Consider the following 15,235-nt stretch of genomic DNA (forward strand, 5'->3'; position numbering starts at 1 on the left):
GGGCCGGAAATGCATGATCGCGGAAAGAAATGCCGGGCGGAGGGCTGAGGTCGCTGGAAAGAACATCGGCCGTGCCAGATGAGGGCGCGGCGATCCTTTGGGGGCGGCGGGCTCGAGTTGTGGTGGGTGTCAGGCGCCGAGGGCTTGGGTGAGCAGGGGGCGTGGTGGTCGATCACCCTGGAGGTGTGGGTCCGGGAAAGCCCTGATGCCGGGGGTGGCGCGGCGGGAGCATGCTGGATGCATGGGTCGTTTCCTGGTAGGTGCCATCGCGGTCGTTGTCGGCCTGTTCGTGGTCGGTGCGATCGCCAGTTGGCTGTTCCACGCGCTGCTTGGCAGCATCTTTTACCTGATCGTCGGTGCCCTCGTCGTCGGTGGGGCCATCTGGCTCTACGGGCGGGCGAAGCGCAGCCTCGGCAGCACCCGTAACCAGAACCGTATCGAGGCCGCGATGTCGACGTGGCGGCAGCGTAACCGCTGATCGCAGCGTCGATCACAGCGCTCAGCCCCCGACGCTGAGCGGCGACAGTGCGCCCCGGCACTGAGGCGCGACGCTGTCCCCGGCGCTGAGGCGCGACGCTGGGCCCCGGGCGCCGCGGTCCGGGTCGTGCGGATCCCGTCGCCGCGGTGACGTGCCCCGCCGCGCCGCAAGGGAGTGGCCCTGGCTGGCGTGACGGTGCCATCGCGGCGACCGTGCCGCGATGGGGAAGTGCGCCCTCGCGGCACCCCGTGCCGTGGACTCGCCGGGGGCGGGGGGCTGTGGTCAGCGTTCGGTGACCTCGAGGACGCGGGCCGTCGGGGCCGCCGCGCCGTAGCGGGCCCGGATGGCCAGGCGGTCGGGGTCGGACATGAAGGACTCGTAGCCCGCGCGGGTCTTGAAGCTGATGAGCTGGACCTCCGTGTCGCCCGTTGTTAGGCGGCGGTCCAGTGTGCCGCCGTGCCTGGGCAGCAGTGCCAGGACCTCGTCCTCGTAGCGTGCGCCCGCCTCCGCCTCGCCCGGTACCAGGTCGACCAAGGCGACCAGCAGCAGTTCCGCAGATGTCACGAGGGACAGCCAACCATATGCAGTGGTGGGGCTAGCTGACGGACAGCGCCAGCGTGGCCGATGCCAGAGCTAGGAATGTGCAGGCGAGGAAGAACTGCGGGGTGTAGTCCGACACGCGGATGTGCGTGTACAGGGCGCAGACGAAGAACAGGACCAGGCCGAACGACGCGGCGGTTGACAGGGCCGGGAGCCACAGGCCGGCCAGGAGGCCGAACGCGCCGGCCAGTTTCAGGGTGCCGATCGGGAACGTCAGCCAGGACTCCGGGACGCCGGCCTTCGACATGCCGGGCAGGATCGCGCGCAGGTGGAACACCGCGCAGGTGCCGGAGAAGAGGTTTGCGGCGGCGGTGAGCAGGGTCAGCGTCGTGAGTGCGGGGTGCATGTCAGAAACGCTCGCGGTGTTCGGCGACGAAGCGGGCGAAGGGCCTTGCGGGGCGCTTCAGGATCTCCTCGACGACCGTTGTCGGCGGGTGTTGCGGGCCGGCCAGGTGGCGGCGGTACCGCGCCATCAGCGCCTCCACGAACGCGGCCGGCATCCCCCGCTGCGTCATCTGGGCCGCCGCCGCCTCGGGCGGGACCTCCTCGAAGCGCAGCGGGCGGGACAGGACCGCGGCCAGCGTTGCCACCTGCTCGCCGTGGGTCAGGGACTGCGGGCCCGTCAGCTCCAGGATGCCGTCGGCCTCGCCGAGCAGGGCCCGCGCGGCCACCTCGGCCACGTCGCGCTCGTCGATCAGGGATTCTTCGAAACCGCGGAAGGGGTACCGCACGACCTCGCCGAAACGCAGCTGCGGGGCGAAAGCTCGGATCGTGTTGCTGGCGAAGGAGCTGGCGCGCAGGCTGGCCCACTCCAGGCCGCTCGCGGCGGCGGCGCGGTCCAGTTCGCGGTTGCGGTCGCCGGCCAGGCGGGACGGCTGCTCCTCGAGCGGGTCGTCGACGTTCATGGCGGACAGCACGACCGCGCGGCGCACGCCGCGCTCGGCGGCCAGGGCGAGGATCTCGGGTGCCCGCTCCCCCGCGACCCGCGGGTGCAGGAAGAGGGCGTCGATCTCGCCGGGCGCCGCGGAGCGCAGCACGCCCTCGACATCGGGGTGCACGGAGACGCCGTCCACGGCGCCGGCGGTGCGGCTGATGGCGCGGACCGCGGCGCCCTCGGCGTTCAGGGTGGCGACCAGGTGGCGGCCTATGGTGCCGGTGGCGCCTGTAACGAGGATCATGACCATCCCTTTCCCGGGTATTGTGGGGTTCGGCAGCGATATCTTACGAGTTCCATAATATACGGGTCAGGGATCGAGACGATATGAGTTCCGTATCACCTTCGCGGCGGCGCACCACCAACGCGATCAAGGAGTCGCTGCGGGCGCTCAGTACGCAGCTGTCGCTGCTCAACCATCAGGTGGGGGCGCAGCTCGAGCTCAAGGACGTGGACTTCGACTGCCTCGACCTGGTCAACCGGTTCGGGCCGTTGAGCCCCAGTGCCCTGGCGCGGCGCGCGGGGCTGCATCCGGCGACGATGACCGGGATCCTCGACCGGCTCGAGCGGGGCGGGTGGGTCGCCCGCGAGCGCGATCCGTCGGACCGGCGGGCGGTGGTGGTCCGGGCGCTGCGCGACCGCGCCGCCGAGGTGTACCACCTGTTCTCGGGGATGAACGGGCGCATGGACGACCTGTGCGCCGGGTACGACGAGGCGCAGCTGCAGCTGCTGGCCGGCTTCCTCGACCGGGTCACCGAGGCGGGGCGGATCTCGGCCGACGACCTCACCGACGGCTGAGACCCGCACCATCCCCTGTGGACATGACTAGGCGACCGGGCTCAGGGGCCCGGGTCGGGGGCCGTGGTCAGGCGCGCGGCGTGAGCACGAAGAGCGGGATGCTCCGCTCGGTCTTGGTCTGGTACGCGTCGTAGTCGGGCCAGGTCGCCGTGGCGCGCTTCCACCACAGGTCCTTCTCCTCGCCGGTCGCCTCGTGCGCGTCGTAGTCGCGCTTGACCGGGCCGTCCTGCAGCTCGACGTGCGGGTTGGCGACGAGGTTGTAGTACCACACGGGGTGCTTCGGGGCGCCGCCGAGCGAGGCCACCACGGCGTACTCCCCGTCGTGCTCGACCCGCATGAGCGGCGTCTTGCGCAGTTTTCCGCTCTTGGCGCCCTTCGACGTCAGCACGATGATCGGCCGGCCCCGCATGGTGTTGCCCTCGGCGCCGCTGGTGCGCTCGAAGAGCTCGACCTGCTCCCGCGACCAGTCGGTCGGGCTCGGCTCGTACTCACCGGTCAACGGCATAGCTGCTCCTTACGGCTGTTGTCCCTTGATCTCCCCTTCGACGCTACCCTCCCCCGGCCGTCGCGAATCCGCTTCGGCCTCCTCCCGCTCCCGCTCGTCCTCGTCGGTCGGCTCGGTCCCGGGCGGCTCGTGGCCCTCGGCGGGCTCGCCGCGGGGGTGCTCGGCCAGGTACCGCACGGCCGTGTTCCCCATCGCGAGCAGCGGCACGGCGACGAGAGCGCCGATGATGCCCGCGGCCACGACGCCGGTGGCGATGGCGAGGATGACGGCGAGCGGGTGCAGGGAGACGGCACGGCCCATGATGAGCGGTTGCAGGACATGGCCCTCCAGCTGCTGTACCGCGATGACGACCGCGAGCACGAGCAGAGCGCTGATCGGGCCGTTGGTGACGAGCGCGACGAGGACCGCCACGGTGCCGGACAGGGTCGCGCCGACGACGGGGATGAACGCGCCGAGGAACACCAGGGCGCCCAGCTGAAGGGCGAGCGGCACCCGCAGTACCACCAGACCTATGCCGATGCCGAGCGCGTCCACCAACGCGACCAGCACCGTCGCCCGCACGTATGACACGAGGGTGACCCATGAGTAGTACCCGGCCCGGAACACCGGCAGCTCGGCCTGCGCGGGTAGCAGCCGGCACAGGAACGCCCAGATCTGCCCGCCGTCGCGCAGGAAGAAGAACAGTGTGAAGAGCACCAGGAAGAAGCCGGTGAGCACCTCGGCGAGCGTGCCGGCGGTGGTGAGTGCGCCGGAGGTCAGGGCGCCGCGGTTGGCGGTGATCTGGTGCTGCAGGGAGTCGATGGCGTTGTTGAGCTGGCGCTCGGAGATGTGCAGCGGGCCGCGGGCGAGCCAGTGGCGGATCTCGTTCAGGCCGCCGCGGACCTGCCCGGCCAGGTTGTTGAACTGCGCGATGAAGGCGTACACGATGAGGCCGAGGCCGCCGAACACCACGACGAGGCCGCCCACCAGGACGATCGCGGCCGCCAGGGAACGGTGCACACCGCGGTTGCGCAGCGCGCCGGCGACCGGCTCGAGCAGCGCGGCGAGCAGGATCGCGACCACGACCGGGATGACCATCAGGTGCAGCGCGGCGATGACGCGCAGCAGCAGGTACCCGGCGAGGATGAACAGCACGATGCGCCAGGCCCAGGCGCCCGCGACCTTGACACCGGGCGGGATGCCGTCATCCACTGTGGACGCCGGGCGCACCTCGACCGGTCCGGGGAACAGCGGCGCGGCGCGCGCGGTGCTCAGCCGCGTCCGGGCGCGCTCGCCGACCTGCGTGAACCACCTCGTCATGCCATGGCCAGTACCCCCGATCGGGCGATGCCAACCGATCAGGGGTACCGATGCCGGGTCCGGCTCTTCTTACTCCCGGTCGTAGCGGGCGAAGTCGTCGGCGGAGTCCTTCTTGGAGGTGCGCCAGATGTCGCCGTTGCAGGTGTAGGGCATCGGGTCGAGGTTGGGCTGCAGCTCGATGCGGCCCTTGGCGGCGCCGTCGACGCTGATGGTGACGACCGTGGTGGCCTCGCCGCCGGCGAAGGACATGATGCCGTCCTTCGTCGTGATCTTCCACTCGGTGCGGCCTTCCCAGCTGGCGTCGACGCTACGGCCGTCGTCGGTCTTGCCCGTGTACACCGTCTTGGTGTCGTCCTCGACCGCGCTGCCGTCCTCGCGGATCTCCCAGATCTTGCCGCCGCCGGAGAACTTGATCTTGCCGAGCTTCTCGCGCGTGCCGACGTCGGTGGTGGTGAGGTCGACGATGTGCTGGTAGCCGGTCTGCTTCCACTTGCCGACGAGGCACGTGTCGACCGGGCCCTGCGACGCCTGGGTCTGCGGGGTGTCGGAGCCGCGGTTGAGCGCGACGACGACGATCGCGACCACGAGCACGACGAGCACCGCGGCGCTCACGATGAGCGGCGCGAGCCAGCGGTTGCGCCGGCCCGGCGCCTCGGGCGGGCCGACCGGTGCCGGCGGGCCGGACTGGGGCGCCTGGTACGCCGGGGCCGGTGGCGCGCTGTAGGGGGTCGCGTACGGCACGGCCGAGTACTGCTGCGGGACGGGCTGCTGCGGCGGATATTGCTGCTGCGGCGGGTACTGCTGCGGATACTGCGGCTGCGCCGGCTGCTGCGGATACTGCGGCTGGGGTTGCTGAGGGTACTGCGGCGGATACTGAGGCTGTTGCGGCTGACCGTACGGCGGCTGGGGCGGATACCCGCCGGGCGGCGTCTGGCCGTAGCCACCGCTGGGATCGGGCTGCTGCCACTGCCTGCTCGGGTCCACGTTCCATCCTCCCCCATGCCGCCGGTCCGGGCGCGCGGCGACAAGATGCCTCTCAACGTTCACGCGGTCGATCCGCGCCATTCGCCGTTGAGAATGGCATACGCCGAGATTCTTCGCAGGTTGCGCGATCCGACAAAAGCCGCGAAACACCCGGGCGTTGAACTGCTGATTCCAGTTGACGCCAAACTGGCCGACCCACTCGGGGACTTTGTGTGTGACGATCGATCGCAGCGGGTACCCATCGCGCACCGGGCAGGCCCGTCGGAGGAGGTTGGGCGTCATGCTCAGCGAGAGCGAGCAGAAGCGGCTCGCGGACATCGAAGCCGCACTGCGTAACGACACGCGCTTCGTCAACGGATTCAACAGGGCCATGACCCGAAGAATCACGCCCCGCCGCGTGACCTCGGTGATCATTGCCATAGCGGCGATCGTCGGGGCCATCGTCGCTCTGGCCGCCGGCAGCGTCTTCGCGACGGTGCTGGCGATCTGCGGGCTGGGCGTCGCCGGCGGCGTCTGGACGTACCGAACGGCCAACCCCGAACCGCCGGTCCAGCACGACAACCCCTGAGCTGCGCCTCCGCGTTCCCCGGCACCGTACCCCCGGAGCCGGGGAACCGCTCTTTCGCGGGCCCGATCTTGTTCCCGTGCCGTTCGCGCGCAACAGTTGTGGAGTGCTGGCGCCGATCGCCCGGATCAAGGTTGCGCTCAACGGTGGGCGGCACCGGGGCGCGCACCCCGCGCTGCCGTGCACGCCCGCCGAGCTGGCCGGCGCCGCACGGGCCGCCGTCGCCGCCGGGGCCGAGGCCGTGCACCTGCATCCGCGCGCGGCGTCCGGGGCCGAGTCGCTGGACGCCGGCGACGTCGGTGCGGCGGTCGCCGCGGTGCGCGAGGCCTGCCCCGCCACGCCGATCGGCGTCACCACCGGCCTGTGGATCACCGGGCGGGACGTCGAGGCCCGGCGTCGGGCGGTGGGCGGCTGGGGTGGGCTTTCGCCGTACCACATGCCGGATTTCGCCTCGGTGAACGTCTCCGAGCCGGGCTTCACCGGCGTGCTCGAGGCCCTGGGCGAGTTCGGCGTCGCCGTCGAGGCCGGGGTGTGGAGCGTCGCCGACGCGGGCGCACTATCGATGGCCGCCGGCCTGCCCCGGCTGCTCATCGAGATCATGACGCCGGACGAGGATCCCCTGGCGATCCTGGCCCGCCTCGACTCGGCCGGCGTGCCCGGCGCGCGGCTGCTGCACGGCGAGGGCCCGCTGTGCTGGCCGATGGTCGCACTCGCCGGCCGGCTGGGGCTGCCGACCCGCATCGGGCTCGAGGACACGCTGACCGGCCCCGACGGCGAGCCGGTCGCCGACAACGCCTCGCTGGTCCGCCTGGCCCTGTCGGTGTGGTCGGCCGCCGCGTCAGCGTAGGTTCCAGGCCACCGCCGAGAGCACCGACCCGAGCGGCGCGTCCAGCAGGATCGCGGCGAGCGCGTCGCCGCGCGTGGGCCCCTGGTTGACGATCGCGATCGGCAGGCCGAGCTTCGCGGCGCGCACCACGAACCGCCGGCCCGACATGACGGTGAGCGACGAGCCGAGCACCACCAGGGCGGCGGAGCGCGCGACGAGGTCGAAGCAGTGTTGTACGCGCGGGGCCGGGACGTTCTCGCCGAAGAACACCACGTCGGGCTTGAGCATCCCGCCGCAGCCGGTGCAGTCCACGACCACGAAGCCGGCCGCCTGCTCGTCGGTGAGGTCGACGTCCCCGTCCGGGTTGACCCCGCCCGCCTCGGCGTCGTAGCCGGCGTTGGCGGCGGCGAGCCGGCGGTCGAGCTCGACGCGGGCCGACAGCTCGCCGCAGTCGAGGCACACGACCCGGTCGAGGGCCCCGTGCAGCTCGACGACGCCGCCGGCCCCGCCGGCCTGGTGCAGCCCATCGACGTTCTGCGTGATGATGCCGGTGAGCAGCCCGCGCTCCTGCAGCCGCCCGACGGCCGCGTGCCCGGCGTTGGGCGCGGCGCGGGCGATGGTCCGCCAGCCGAGGTGGCTGCGCGCCCAGTAGCGCCGCCGGGCGATCGGGTCGCGCGTGAAGGTCTGGTACGTCATGGGCTGCGCATTGCGCTGCGTCCCGCTCGGCCCGCGGTAGTCCGGGATGCCGGACTCGGTGGAGAGGCCCGCGCCGCTGAGCACCAGCACCCCGCCCTTGCCGACGAGCGCGCTCAGCGCCTCGACACTCTGTTCCACGCCATCAATCCTGCCTCGCCTTCCCCACTACCCCCGCCGGCTGTGGCTTGCACGAAAAGTCCGGCGCCTCCGGCACCGGACTTTTCGGACTTATCACGATTTTATGACGTACACAGGTGTTTCGCAGCGTTCGACGGCACGGGCCCGGCGGCCGGCTCCGTCCGGATGGGGCGGTTCCGCGAGCCTGGCGGTGTGCGACCTTTCGCGCGAAAATGCCACACTTTTGCCCGATTTATAACCCGACGAGCGGAAAATCCGACAAGTCGTGGCGCGGAGCGCCCGACTTGTCGGGAAAACCGGGCCGCGACCGGCAGCCGCGGCATCGACGGAGGCGGCGGGCGTGAAACGTTCATGAACCGAGACCGTGGGCGGTAACGGGGCGCACACCACGGCCGCGCGGCGACGTATCGTGTTCGGCATGGGTTTGGTGAGCAAATTCAACGCGTGGCGCCGCAAGCTGCAGGAGCAGCCGGGCACCACGATCGACCTCGAGCCGATGCGCGCGCTGCTGCCGGAGATCGAGGAGCGCGAGGCCGAGCTGTCCGAGCTCACCGACGACGAGCTGCGCGCCGCCGCTACGGCGCTGCACCAGCGGGAAGACCCGAAGGACTTCGTCGAGGCCTGCGCGCTCGGGCGGGAGGCGGCCAAGCGGGCGCTGGACGAGCGGCCCTACGACGTGCAGCTGCTCGGCGCGCAGGTGCTGCTCGCCGGGCACGTGGTCGAGATGGCCACCGGTGAGGGCAAGACGCTGACGGCCGCCATCGCCGCCGCCGGATACGCGGCGCAGGGGCCGGTGCACGTCATCACGGTCAACGACTACCTGGCCCGCCGCGACGCGGAGTGGATGCGGCCCGTGTACGAGCTGCTCGACCTGACGGTCGGGTGGGTCAACGAGTCGTCGACGCCGGAGGAGCGCCGGGAGGCGTACGCGAAGGACATCACGTACGTGTCGGTGAGCGAGGCCGGGTTCGACCTGCTGCGCGACTCGATCGTCACCGACACCGCGGACCGGGTGCACCGCGAGTTCGGCACGGTCATCATCGACGAGGCGGACTCGATCCTCATCGACGAGGCGCGCGTGCCGCTGGTGCTGGCCGGGTCGACCATCGCGGGCGAGGACGAGCCGATCGCGATCGCCGAGATCATCGGCGGGCTGCACCGCGACCACGACTACGAGGTGGTCGACGAAGGGCGCACGGCGCACCTGACCACGCGCGGGCTGGCGAAGGTCGAGTCGGCGCTGGACGTCGACCTCTACGCCGAGGAGCACGTCGACACGCTGACCACGGTCAACCTGGCGCTGCACGCCGAGGCGCTGCTGGTGCGCGACGTCGACTACATCGTGCGCGACGAGCGGGTCGAGCTCATCGACGAGTTCCGCGGGCGGGTCGCCCAGCGCCGCCGGTGGCCCGACGGGCTGCAGGCCGCGGTCGAGGCGAAGGAGAAGATCCGCAGCAGCGGCGGCGGCACGGTGCTGCAGACCATCACGGTGCAGGCCTTCCTCACGCAGTACAAGAAGATCTGCGGCATGACGGGCACGGCCATGCCGGTCGGGGACCAGCTGCGCGAGTTCTACAAGCTTGAGGTCGCGGTGATCCCGCCGCACCTGCCCAACATCCGCAAGGACTGGCCCGACCGTGTGTACGCCTCCGCCGAGGAGCGCGACATCGCCGTCGTCGCCGAGATCGCCTCGATGCACGCGACCGGGCGGCCGGTGCTGGTCGGCACGCTGAGCGTCGCGGAGTCGGAGCGCCTCGCCGCCACCCTCGCCGAGGAGGGCGTCGAGTGCGTGGTGCTCAACGCCAAGAACGACGAGGCGGAGGCGGCCATCGTCGCCGAGGCCGGCGCGATCGGCGCGGTGACGGTCTCCACGCAGATGACCGGCCGCGGCGTCGACATCCGCCTCGGCGGCAGCGACGAGAAGGAGCGCGAGCGCGTTGCCGACCTCGGCGGCCTGTTCGTCATCGGCACCGCCCGCAACGACTCCCGCCGCATCGACGACCAGCTGCGCGGCCGCGCGGGCCGGCAGGGCGACCCCGGCGAGTCGATGTTCTTCGTGAGCCTCGAGGACGAGCTGATCGAGCGGTACGGGCCGGAGCCGATGCCGATGGGCAAGGCCGACGCCGACGGCGCGATCGAGGACGAGGACGTGCGGTGGGCGATCGGTTCCGCGCAGCGGGTCGCCGAGACCGTCAACCTCGAGATCCACCGCAACACCTGGCGGTACAACTACCTGCTCGACCAGCACCGCCAGCTGCACGGCAAGCGGCGCGAGGAGCTGCTCACCACCGACGCCGCCGGCGAGCTGCTCGCCGAGCGGGCCCCGGACGAGTACAACGAGCTGTCCGAGGAAATCGGCGAGGAGACGGTGCTGCGCATCGCGCGGCAGATCGCGCTGTTCCACGCCGACGCCGCCTGGTCGGAGCACCTGGCCGACATGAGCGAGCTGCGCGAGGGCATCCACCTGCGGGTGCTCGGCTCTCAGGACCCGCTCGACGAGTTCCACCGCGAGGCGATCCCGGCGTTCCGCGGCCTGCTGGCCGAGATCGACAACCGCACGGTGAAGGAGTTCGAGGAGCTGGAGATCGAGGGCCCGGACTGGGAGCCCGCCGACGCGGGGCTGGTCCGGCCGAGCGCCACCTGGACCTACGTGGTGAGCGACAACCCGTTCGGCTCGGAGATGGAGCGGTTCTTCGCCGGCATGGTGAAGCTGTTCCGCTCGGGCAAGGGCGTCAAGAAGAGCTGACCGGTTCGCTGAGGACGGCCGCCGCGCTCCGCGGCGGCCGTTTCCATGTCCGGGCCGCGCTCCCCGCGCGAACGCGCCCGAGCACATCGCCGCGGGGACCAAGCTGGACGCATGACTGACGAAGACCTGACGACCCGACTGCTCGGCCAGCTGACCGCCGGGCTCGAGCTGTTCACCGTGCACGTCGGCCTGCAGCTGGGCCTCTACCGGGTCCTGCACGAGCGCCCGGGCGCCACCGAGGCCGACCTGGCGCGCGAGGCGGGCATCGCGCCCCGCTACGCGCGGGAGTGGCTGGAGCAGCAGACCGCCGCCGGGTACGTGGTGTGCGACGACCCGGACGGGCGCCGCTTCCGGCTGCCGGAGGGCGCCGCCGACGTGCTGCTCGACCCGGCGCATCCCGCGTCCGGGGTAGGGCTGGTGACGGTGTTCGCCGGCGTGGCGCAGGCGGTGCCGGAGCTGGCGGCGGCGTACCGCAGCGGCGGCGGCGTGCCGTATGCCGCCTACGGTCCGCTGACGCGCGACGGCATCGCCGCGATGAACCTGCCCGGCTTCCGCCACGCGCTGGTCGCCGAGTGGCTGCCGGCGCTGCCCGACATCGTGGAGCGGCTGCGCACGGCCGCGGTGCCGCGGATCCTCGACCTCGGCTGCGGCGCGGGCGCGTCGGCCCTGGCGATGGCGGCCGGGTTCCCGCGCGCGGCGGTGCTCGGCGTCGACCTCGACGAGGCTTCGGTGGCCGCGGCGCGCTCGGCGGCGGCGGAGGCGGGGCTCGCCGGCCGGGTCACGTTCGTCCACGCGGACGCGGGTGCGGCCGCCGACGGGCCGTTCGACCTCATCACGATCTTCGAGGCGCTGCACGACATGGGCGACCCGGTCGGCGCGCTGCGGGCCGCGCGGGCGCGGCTGGCGCCGGGCGGGGCGCCGCTGGTCGCCGACGAGAAGGTGGCCGACGCGTTCGCAGGCACGGAGACCGGCGTGGAGGAGCGGCTGCAGTACGCCTTCAGCGTCCTGCACTGCCTGCCGGCGACGATGGCCGAGTCCCCGGCGCACGCGGCCGGCACGGTGCTGCGCGCGCCGACGGTGCACGGGTGGGCGGCCGAGGCCGGCTTCGGCTCGTGCGCGACGCTGCCGATCGAGCACGACTTCTGGCGCTTCTACCGCCTCGCGGCCGCTTAGCGGGGGCGGCGCCGGGCCGGCAAGCAGAAAGGCGACATCCGCCCCGAACGGGGTACGCGACCCCCATTCGCGTCACTGGCGCCGGGTTACGCTTCGCCCAGCAAGCGAGGAGGCGTCGATGGCGAAGCTCCCCGAGCTGAAGGCGGCCGGCTGGGACTCGCACAGCGTCGCGATGGCCAACGTCCGGTTCAGCGCGATGGCGCGCCGCCTGCCGCGGATCATCCGGCAGGCCGTGGCCCTGGCCTGGCAGGCCAGCCGGCGCGACACCCTCTTCGCGCTCGTGCTCAATGTGCACCGCCGTCGCCACGGCCTTCGGGCTGCTGGCGACCAGACGCTGCTGTCGCGCAACTTCCGCGGCGGCCAGGACCTCTCCGGCGGGCAGTGGCAGCGCCTGGCCGCCGCCCGCGCGTTCTACCGCGACGCCCCGGTGCTCATCTGCGACGAGCCGTCGGCGGCGCTGGACGCCCGGGCCGAGCACGCCCTCTTCGCGGCGCTGCGCGCGGGCGCGCCGGAGCGCATCACCGTCCTCATCACGCACCGGCTCGCCAACGTACGCCACGCCGACCACATCTACGTCCTGCGCGACGGCCACATCACCGAGCACGGCACCCACGACGAGCTCATGGCCTCCGGCGGCGGCTACGCGGAGCTGTTCGAGCTGCAGGCGACCGGCTACACCGCCTGACGCCGGCCGCCTGCAGCAACGGGTTACGCGGCGAAGCCGCCGTCGACCGTCAGCGCCGTGCCCGTGACGTAGCGGGCGTCGTCGCCGGCGAGGTAGGACACCGCCGCGGCGATCTCGTCCGGGGTGCCGTAGCGGCCCAGCGCCGTGACGGCGCTGAACGTGGCCGCGGCCGGCCCGTCGGCCGGGTTCATGTCGGTGTCGATCAGGCCGCCGTGCACGAGGGTGGCCGTGATGCCGCGCGGGCCCAGGTCGCGCGCGAGGCCCCGGGTGAGCCCGACGAGGGCCGACTTCGCCATCGCGTACACCGTCATGCCCTCGGCCGGCACGCGCTCGGTCAGCGCGCTGCCGATGGTGACGATGCGCCCGCCGGCGCCCATGTGCCGCGCGGCCGCCTGTGCGGCCAGGAACACGGCGCGCACGTCGACGGCGAGGATGCGCTCGACGTCGGCGAGGGTGACGGCGTCGAGCGGGCCGCCGTGGTACACCCCGGCGTTGTTCACCAGGATGTCGATCCGCCCGTAGGCCTCGACGACGGACTCGACCGCCGCGACGGGCGCGGCCGGGTCGGCGTTGTCGGCCTGCAGGACGAGGGCGTGCCCGCCGTCGGCGCGGATCTTCCCGGCCACCTCCTCCGCCTTCGCCGCGTTGGTCGCGTAGGTGAGCGCGACGGCCGCGCCGTCGCGCGCGAGGCGCCGGGCAACGGCGGCGCCGATGCCGCGGCTGCCGCCGGTCACCAGGGCCACCCGGCCCGCCAGGCCGTTCATCGGGCCGCCTCCGGGCAGTCGTGGTACGCCGCGACGAGCCAGCCGTCGCCGTCCAGGCGCAGCAGCCACGTCGCCAGGGACCAGGCCGACGGCGCCGGCTCGTCCTCGCCGGCGGCGACGGTGGCGCTGCGGGTCACCAGGACGACGGTGTCGGCGCCGTAGCGGCGCTCGGCCAGGATCTCGTGCACGCGGCGGGACCCGCGCAGCGGCCCGGTGAACGCCTCGCCCATGGCCGATTGGATGCCGGCGCGGTCGCGCAGGTGGAAGCCGGGCAGGATCGCGGTGGCGTCCGGCGCGTAGTGTGCGGCGAACGCCTCGGCGTCGCCGTCCGACCAGGCCCTGGCGACCGCCTCGACCAGGCCGGCCGGTGATGGTGCTGACATGCGTTGCTCCTCGCGAACGGGAAGTACCTTCACCGAACCGTCGCGGGCGCACTGCCGTTCTGGACATCATCGTTCTGGACATCATCGTTCTGGACCTCGTTGTAGCGGCGGAGCAGTTCGGCGCGCTCGACCGCGTTGCCGGTCAGCTCGATCGCCCGCCGGTACGCCGCCGCGGCACCGGCGCGGTCGCCCGCCCGGCGCAGCAGTTCGGCGTGCGCGGCGTGCAGCGGCTGGTAGTCCCGCATCGCCGGGGCGGCCAGCAGCGGCTCGAGCAGGGCCAGGCCGGTCGCCGGGCCGTCGGCGAACCCGGCGGCGACGGCGCGGGAGACCTCGGCGACCGGGGACGGCCCGAGCTCGCACAGCCGGTCGTACAGCCCGGCGATCGCGCCCCAGTCGGTGCGCTCGGCGAGGTGGAGCGCGGCGATGGCGGCCTGCAGCTGGTACGGCCCGGGCCGATCGGAGCGGCGCAGCGCCGCCAGGCCCTCGCTGATCCGGGTGCGGTCCCAGCGGCCGCGGTCCTGCCGGTCCAGCGGCACGAAGCGCCCGTCGGTATCGGTCCGGGCGGCGCGGCGGGCGTCGTGCAGCAGCATCAGGGCCAGCAGCGCCCACGCCTCGGTCTCGGCGGGCAGCAGCTCGCACAGCAGCCGGCCGAGGCGGATCGCCTCCGCGCACAGCTCGGCGCGCACGGCCCGGTCGCCGTCGGCGGGGGCGTAGCCGGCGGTGAAGACGACGTAGACGACCCGCAGCACCCCGCGCAGGCGGGCGGGCAGCTCGTCGGCCTCGGGGACGCGGTACCGGATGCCGGCCTCGGCGATCTTGTGCTTCGCCCGCACCAGGCGCTTGCCCATCGTGGGCTCGGCGACGAGGAATGCGCGCGCAATCTCGCCGGTGGTGAGCCCGCCGACGGTACGCAGGGTCAGCGCGACCCGCGCCGGGAGGTCCAGCGCGGGGTGGCAGCAGGTGAAGATGAGCCGCAGCCGGTCGTCGCCGATCGGGTCGGGCTCCTCCGCGGGCGCGTCGGGGTCGAGGGAGGCGGCCAGGCGGGCGGCGCGCTCGTGCTGGGAGCGGGAGCGGCGGGCCAGGTCGATCGCGCGGCGGCGGGCGGCGACGAGCAGCCAGGCGCCGGGCCGGTCGGGCACACCGTCGCGCCGCCACGTGACGAGCGCGGCGGCGAACGCGTCCTGCACCGCGTCCTCGGCCAGGCCGAAGTCGCCGGTCTGGCGGATGAGGGTGGCGAGCACCGACGTCCGCTCCTCACGAAACGCCCGCGCCACCGCCCCCCGCGCATCGTCCTCGGTCACGGGACTTCCGCGATGGGTCGCACCTCGATCGCGCCGTATCGGGCCATGGGCAGCCGGGCCGCGTGGCGCAGGGCCTCGTCCAGGTCGGCGCAGCGCAGCAGGTAGTAGCCGGCCAGGTGCTCCCGGGTCTCGGCGAACGGCCCGTCGGTGAGCTCGACCGCGCCGCCGCGCACCCGCAGGGTGGTGGCGCTGCGGGGCGGGCTCAACGGCCCGTTGGCGATCAGCACCCCGGCGGCGCGGAGGCTCTCCGTCACCTCCAGCCACAGCGGCATCTCGCCCCAGCGCTCCCGCTCGCCGGCTTCGTCGGTCTCGGGGGCGTACAGCAGCAGCATGTAGTCCATATCTCTATGACGCACGAGG

Annotated in this window: 17 protein-coding genes and 1 pseudogene; 7 read left to right on the top strand and 11 right to left on the bottom strand. The window is 72.8% G+C overall.

Annotation, left to right across the window (positions count from 1 at the left end; translation table 11 throughout):
* Positions 1 to 241: 241 nt before the first annotated feature.
* Positions 242 to 478 (top strand): hypothetical protein, encoded by a 237-nt coding sequence (locus ABD901_RS37080; RefSeq protein WP_345134407.1) that lies wholly within the window; start codon positions 242 to 244, stop codon positions 476 to 478.
* Positions 479 to 760: 282 nt separating this feature from the next.
* On the opposite strand, the gene ABD901_RS37085 is transcribed toward ABD901_RS37080, so the two are convergent.
* Genes ABD901_RS37085 through ABD901_RS37095 form a run of 3 tightly spaced genes read right to left on the bottom strand, consistent with a single transcriptional unit; the run spans position 761 to position 2,256 of the window.
* Entirely contained in the window at positions 761 to 1,042 is a 282-nt protein-coding gene (locus ABD901_RS37085) for a hypothetical protein (protein WP_345134409.1), read from the bottom strand.
* 31 nt (positions 1,043 to 1,073) lie between these two features.
* Positions 1,074 to 1,424 carry a DoxX family protein gene (locus tag ABD901_RS37090; protein WP_345134411.1) on the bottom strand — a complete coding sequence of 117 codons (351 nt, stop codon included), beginning with the start codon at positions 1,422 to 1,424 and terminating at the stop codon, positions 1,074 to 1,076.
* A 1-nt stretch (position 1,425) separates the two neighbouring features.
* Complete coding sequence (locus ABD901_RS37095) at positions 1,426 to 2,256, bottom strand: NAD(P)H-binding protein (protein ID WP_345134413.1); 831 nt, start codon at positions 2,254 to 2,256, stop codon at positions 1,426 to 1,428.
* Positions 2,257 to 2,339: 83 nt separating this feature from the next.
* Between ABD901_RS37095 and ABD901_RS37100 the strand changes: the two genes are divergently transcribed.
* Positions 2,340 to 2,810, top strand: coding sequence for a MarR family winged helix-turn-helix transcriptional regulator (locus ABD901_RS37100; RefSeq protein WP_345134414.1), 471 nt, complete (start codon positions 2,340 to 2,342; stop codon positions 2,808 to 2,810).
* A gap of 67 nt (positions 2,811 to 2,877) precedes the next feature.
* On the opposite strand, the gene ABD901_RS37105 is transcribed toward ABD901_RS37100, so the two are convergent.
* The 3 genes from ABD901_RS37105 to ABD901_RS37115 form a co-directional block, all read right to left on the bottom strand.
* Positions 2,878 to 3,315, bottom strand: a complete 438-nt coding sequence (locus tag ABD901_RS37105) for a nitroreductase family deazaflavin-dependent oxidoreductase (protein WP_345134416.1) — start codon at positions 3,313 to 3,315, stop codon at positions 2,878 to 2,880.
* 9 nt (positions 3,316 to 3,324) lie between these two features.
* A complete protein-coding gene (locus ABD901_RS37110) occupies positions 3,325 to 4,614 on the bottom strand; it encodes an AI-2E family transporter (RefSeq protein ID WP_345134419.1) in 1,290 nt (429 codons plus the stop codon).
* 69 nt (positions 4,615 to 4,683) lie between these two features.
* A complete protein-coding gene (locus ABD901_RS37115) occupies positions 4,684 to 5,598 on the bottom strand; it encodes a hypothetical protein (protein WP_345134421.1) in 915 nt (304 codons plus the stop codon).
* Between the two features lie 280 nt (positions 5,599 to 5,878).
* On the opposite strand from ABD901_RS37115, the gene ABD901_RS37120 reads away from it, so the two are divergent.
* The gene (locus ABD901_RS37120) at positions 5,879 to 6,166 is read left to right on the top strand and encodes a DUF3040 domain-containing protein (RefSeq protein ID WP_345134521.1); all 288 of its coding nucleotides are present in this window, start codon (positions 5,879 to 5,881) and stop codon (positions 6,164 to 6,166) included.
* A 76-nt stretch (positions 6,167 to 6,242) separates the two neighbouring features.
* Positions 6,243 to 7,010, top strand: a complete 768-nt coding sequence (locus ABD901_RS37125) for a 3-keto-5-aminohexanoate cleavage protein (RefSeq protein WP_345134423.1) — start codon at positions 6,243 to 6,245, stop codon at positions 7,008 to 7,010.
* On the opposite strand, the gene ABD901_RS37130 is transcribed toward ABD901_RS37125, so the two are convergent.
* Positions 7,002 to 7,832, bottom strand: a complete 831-nt coding sequence (locus tag ABD901_RS37130) for an NAD-dependent protein deacetylase (protein WP_345134523.1) — start codon at positions 7,830 to 7,832, stop codon at positions 7,002 to 7,004. The genes ABD901_RS37125 and ABD901_RS37130 overlap by 9 nt on opposite strands.
* A gap of 409 nt (positions 7,833 to 8,241) precedes the next feature.
* Here ABD901_RS37130 and secA2 point away from each other — a divergent pair, with 409 nt between their 5' ends.
* The 3 genes and pseudogenes from secA2 to ABD901_RS37145 all read left to right on the top strand — a co-directional run.
* Positions 8,242 to 10,569, top strand: coding sequence for an accessory Sec system translocase SecA2 (gene secA2 / locus ABD901_RS37135; protein ID WP_345134425.1), 2,328 nt, complete (start codon positions 8,242 to 8,244; stop codon positions 10,567 to 10,569).
* Positions 10,570 to 10,680: 111 nt separating this feature from the next.
* Entirely contained in the window at positions 10,681 to 11,742 is a 1,062-nt protein-coding gene (locus ABD901_RS37140; protein ID WP_345134427.1) for a methyltransferase domain-containing protein, read from the top strand.
* Positions 11,743 to 12,064: 322 nt separating this feature from the next.
* Positions 12,065 to 12,427, top strand: a pseudogene (locus ABD901_RS37145) (ATP-binding cassette domain-containing protein); the annotation flags it as partial.
* Positions 12,428 to 12,450: 23 nt separating this feature from the next.
* Here ABD901_RS37145 and ABD901_RS37150 read toward each other — a convergent pair.
* The 4 genes from ABD901_RS37150 to ABD901_RS37165 are packed head-to-tail and all read right to left on the bottom strand — an operon-like array spanning position 12,451 to position 15,216.
* The gene (locus ABD901_RS37150) at positions 12,451 to 13,191 is read right to left on the bottom strand and encodes an SDR family NAD(P)-dependent oxidoreductase (protein WP_345134429.1); all 741 of its coding nucleotides are present in this window, start codon (positions 13,189 to 13,191) and stop codon (positions 12,451 to 12,453) included.
* Complete coding sequence (locus ABD901_RS37155) at positions 13,188 to 13,574, bottom strand: SgcJ/EcaC family oxidoreductase (RefSeq protein ID WP_345134431.1); 387 nt, start codon at positions 13,572 to 13,574, stop codon at positions 13,188 to 13,190. Before ABD901_RS37155 ends, ABD901_RS37150 begins: the two co-directional genes overlap by 4 nt.
* 29 nt (positions 13,575 to 13,603) lie before the next feature.
* Complete coding sequence (locus ABD901_RS37160; RefSeq protein WP_345134433.1) at positions 13,604 to 14,875, bottom strand: RNA polymerase sigma factor; 1,272 nt, start codon at positions 14,873 to 14,875, stop codon at positions 13,604 to 13,606.
* Positions 14,872 to 15,216 carry a YciI family protein gene (locus tag ABD901_RS37165; protein ID WP_345134435.1) on the bottom strand — a complete coding sequence of 115 codons (345 nt, stop codon included), beginning with the start codon at positions 15,214 to 15,216 and terminating at the stop codon, positions 14,872 to 14,874. Before ABD901_RS37165 ends, ABD901_RS37160 begins: the two co-directional genes overlap by 4 nt.
* Positions 15,217 to 15,235: the final 19 nt, after the last annotated feature.

The sequence above is a fragment of the Dactylosporangium darangshiense genome, assembly GCF_039537565.1.
Lineage (GTDB): Bacteria > Actinomycetota > Actinomycetes > Mycobacteriales > Micromonosporaceae > Dactylosporangium > Dactylosporangium darangshiense.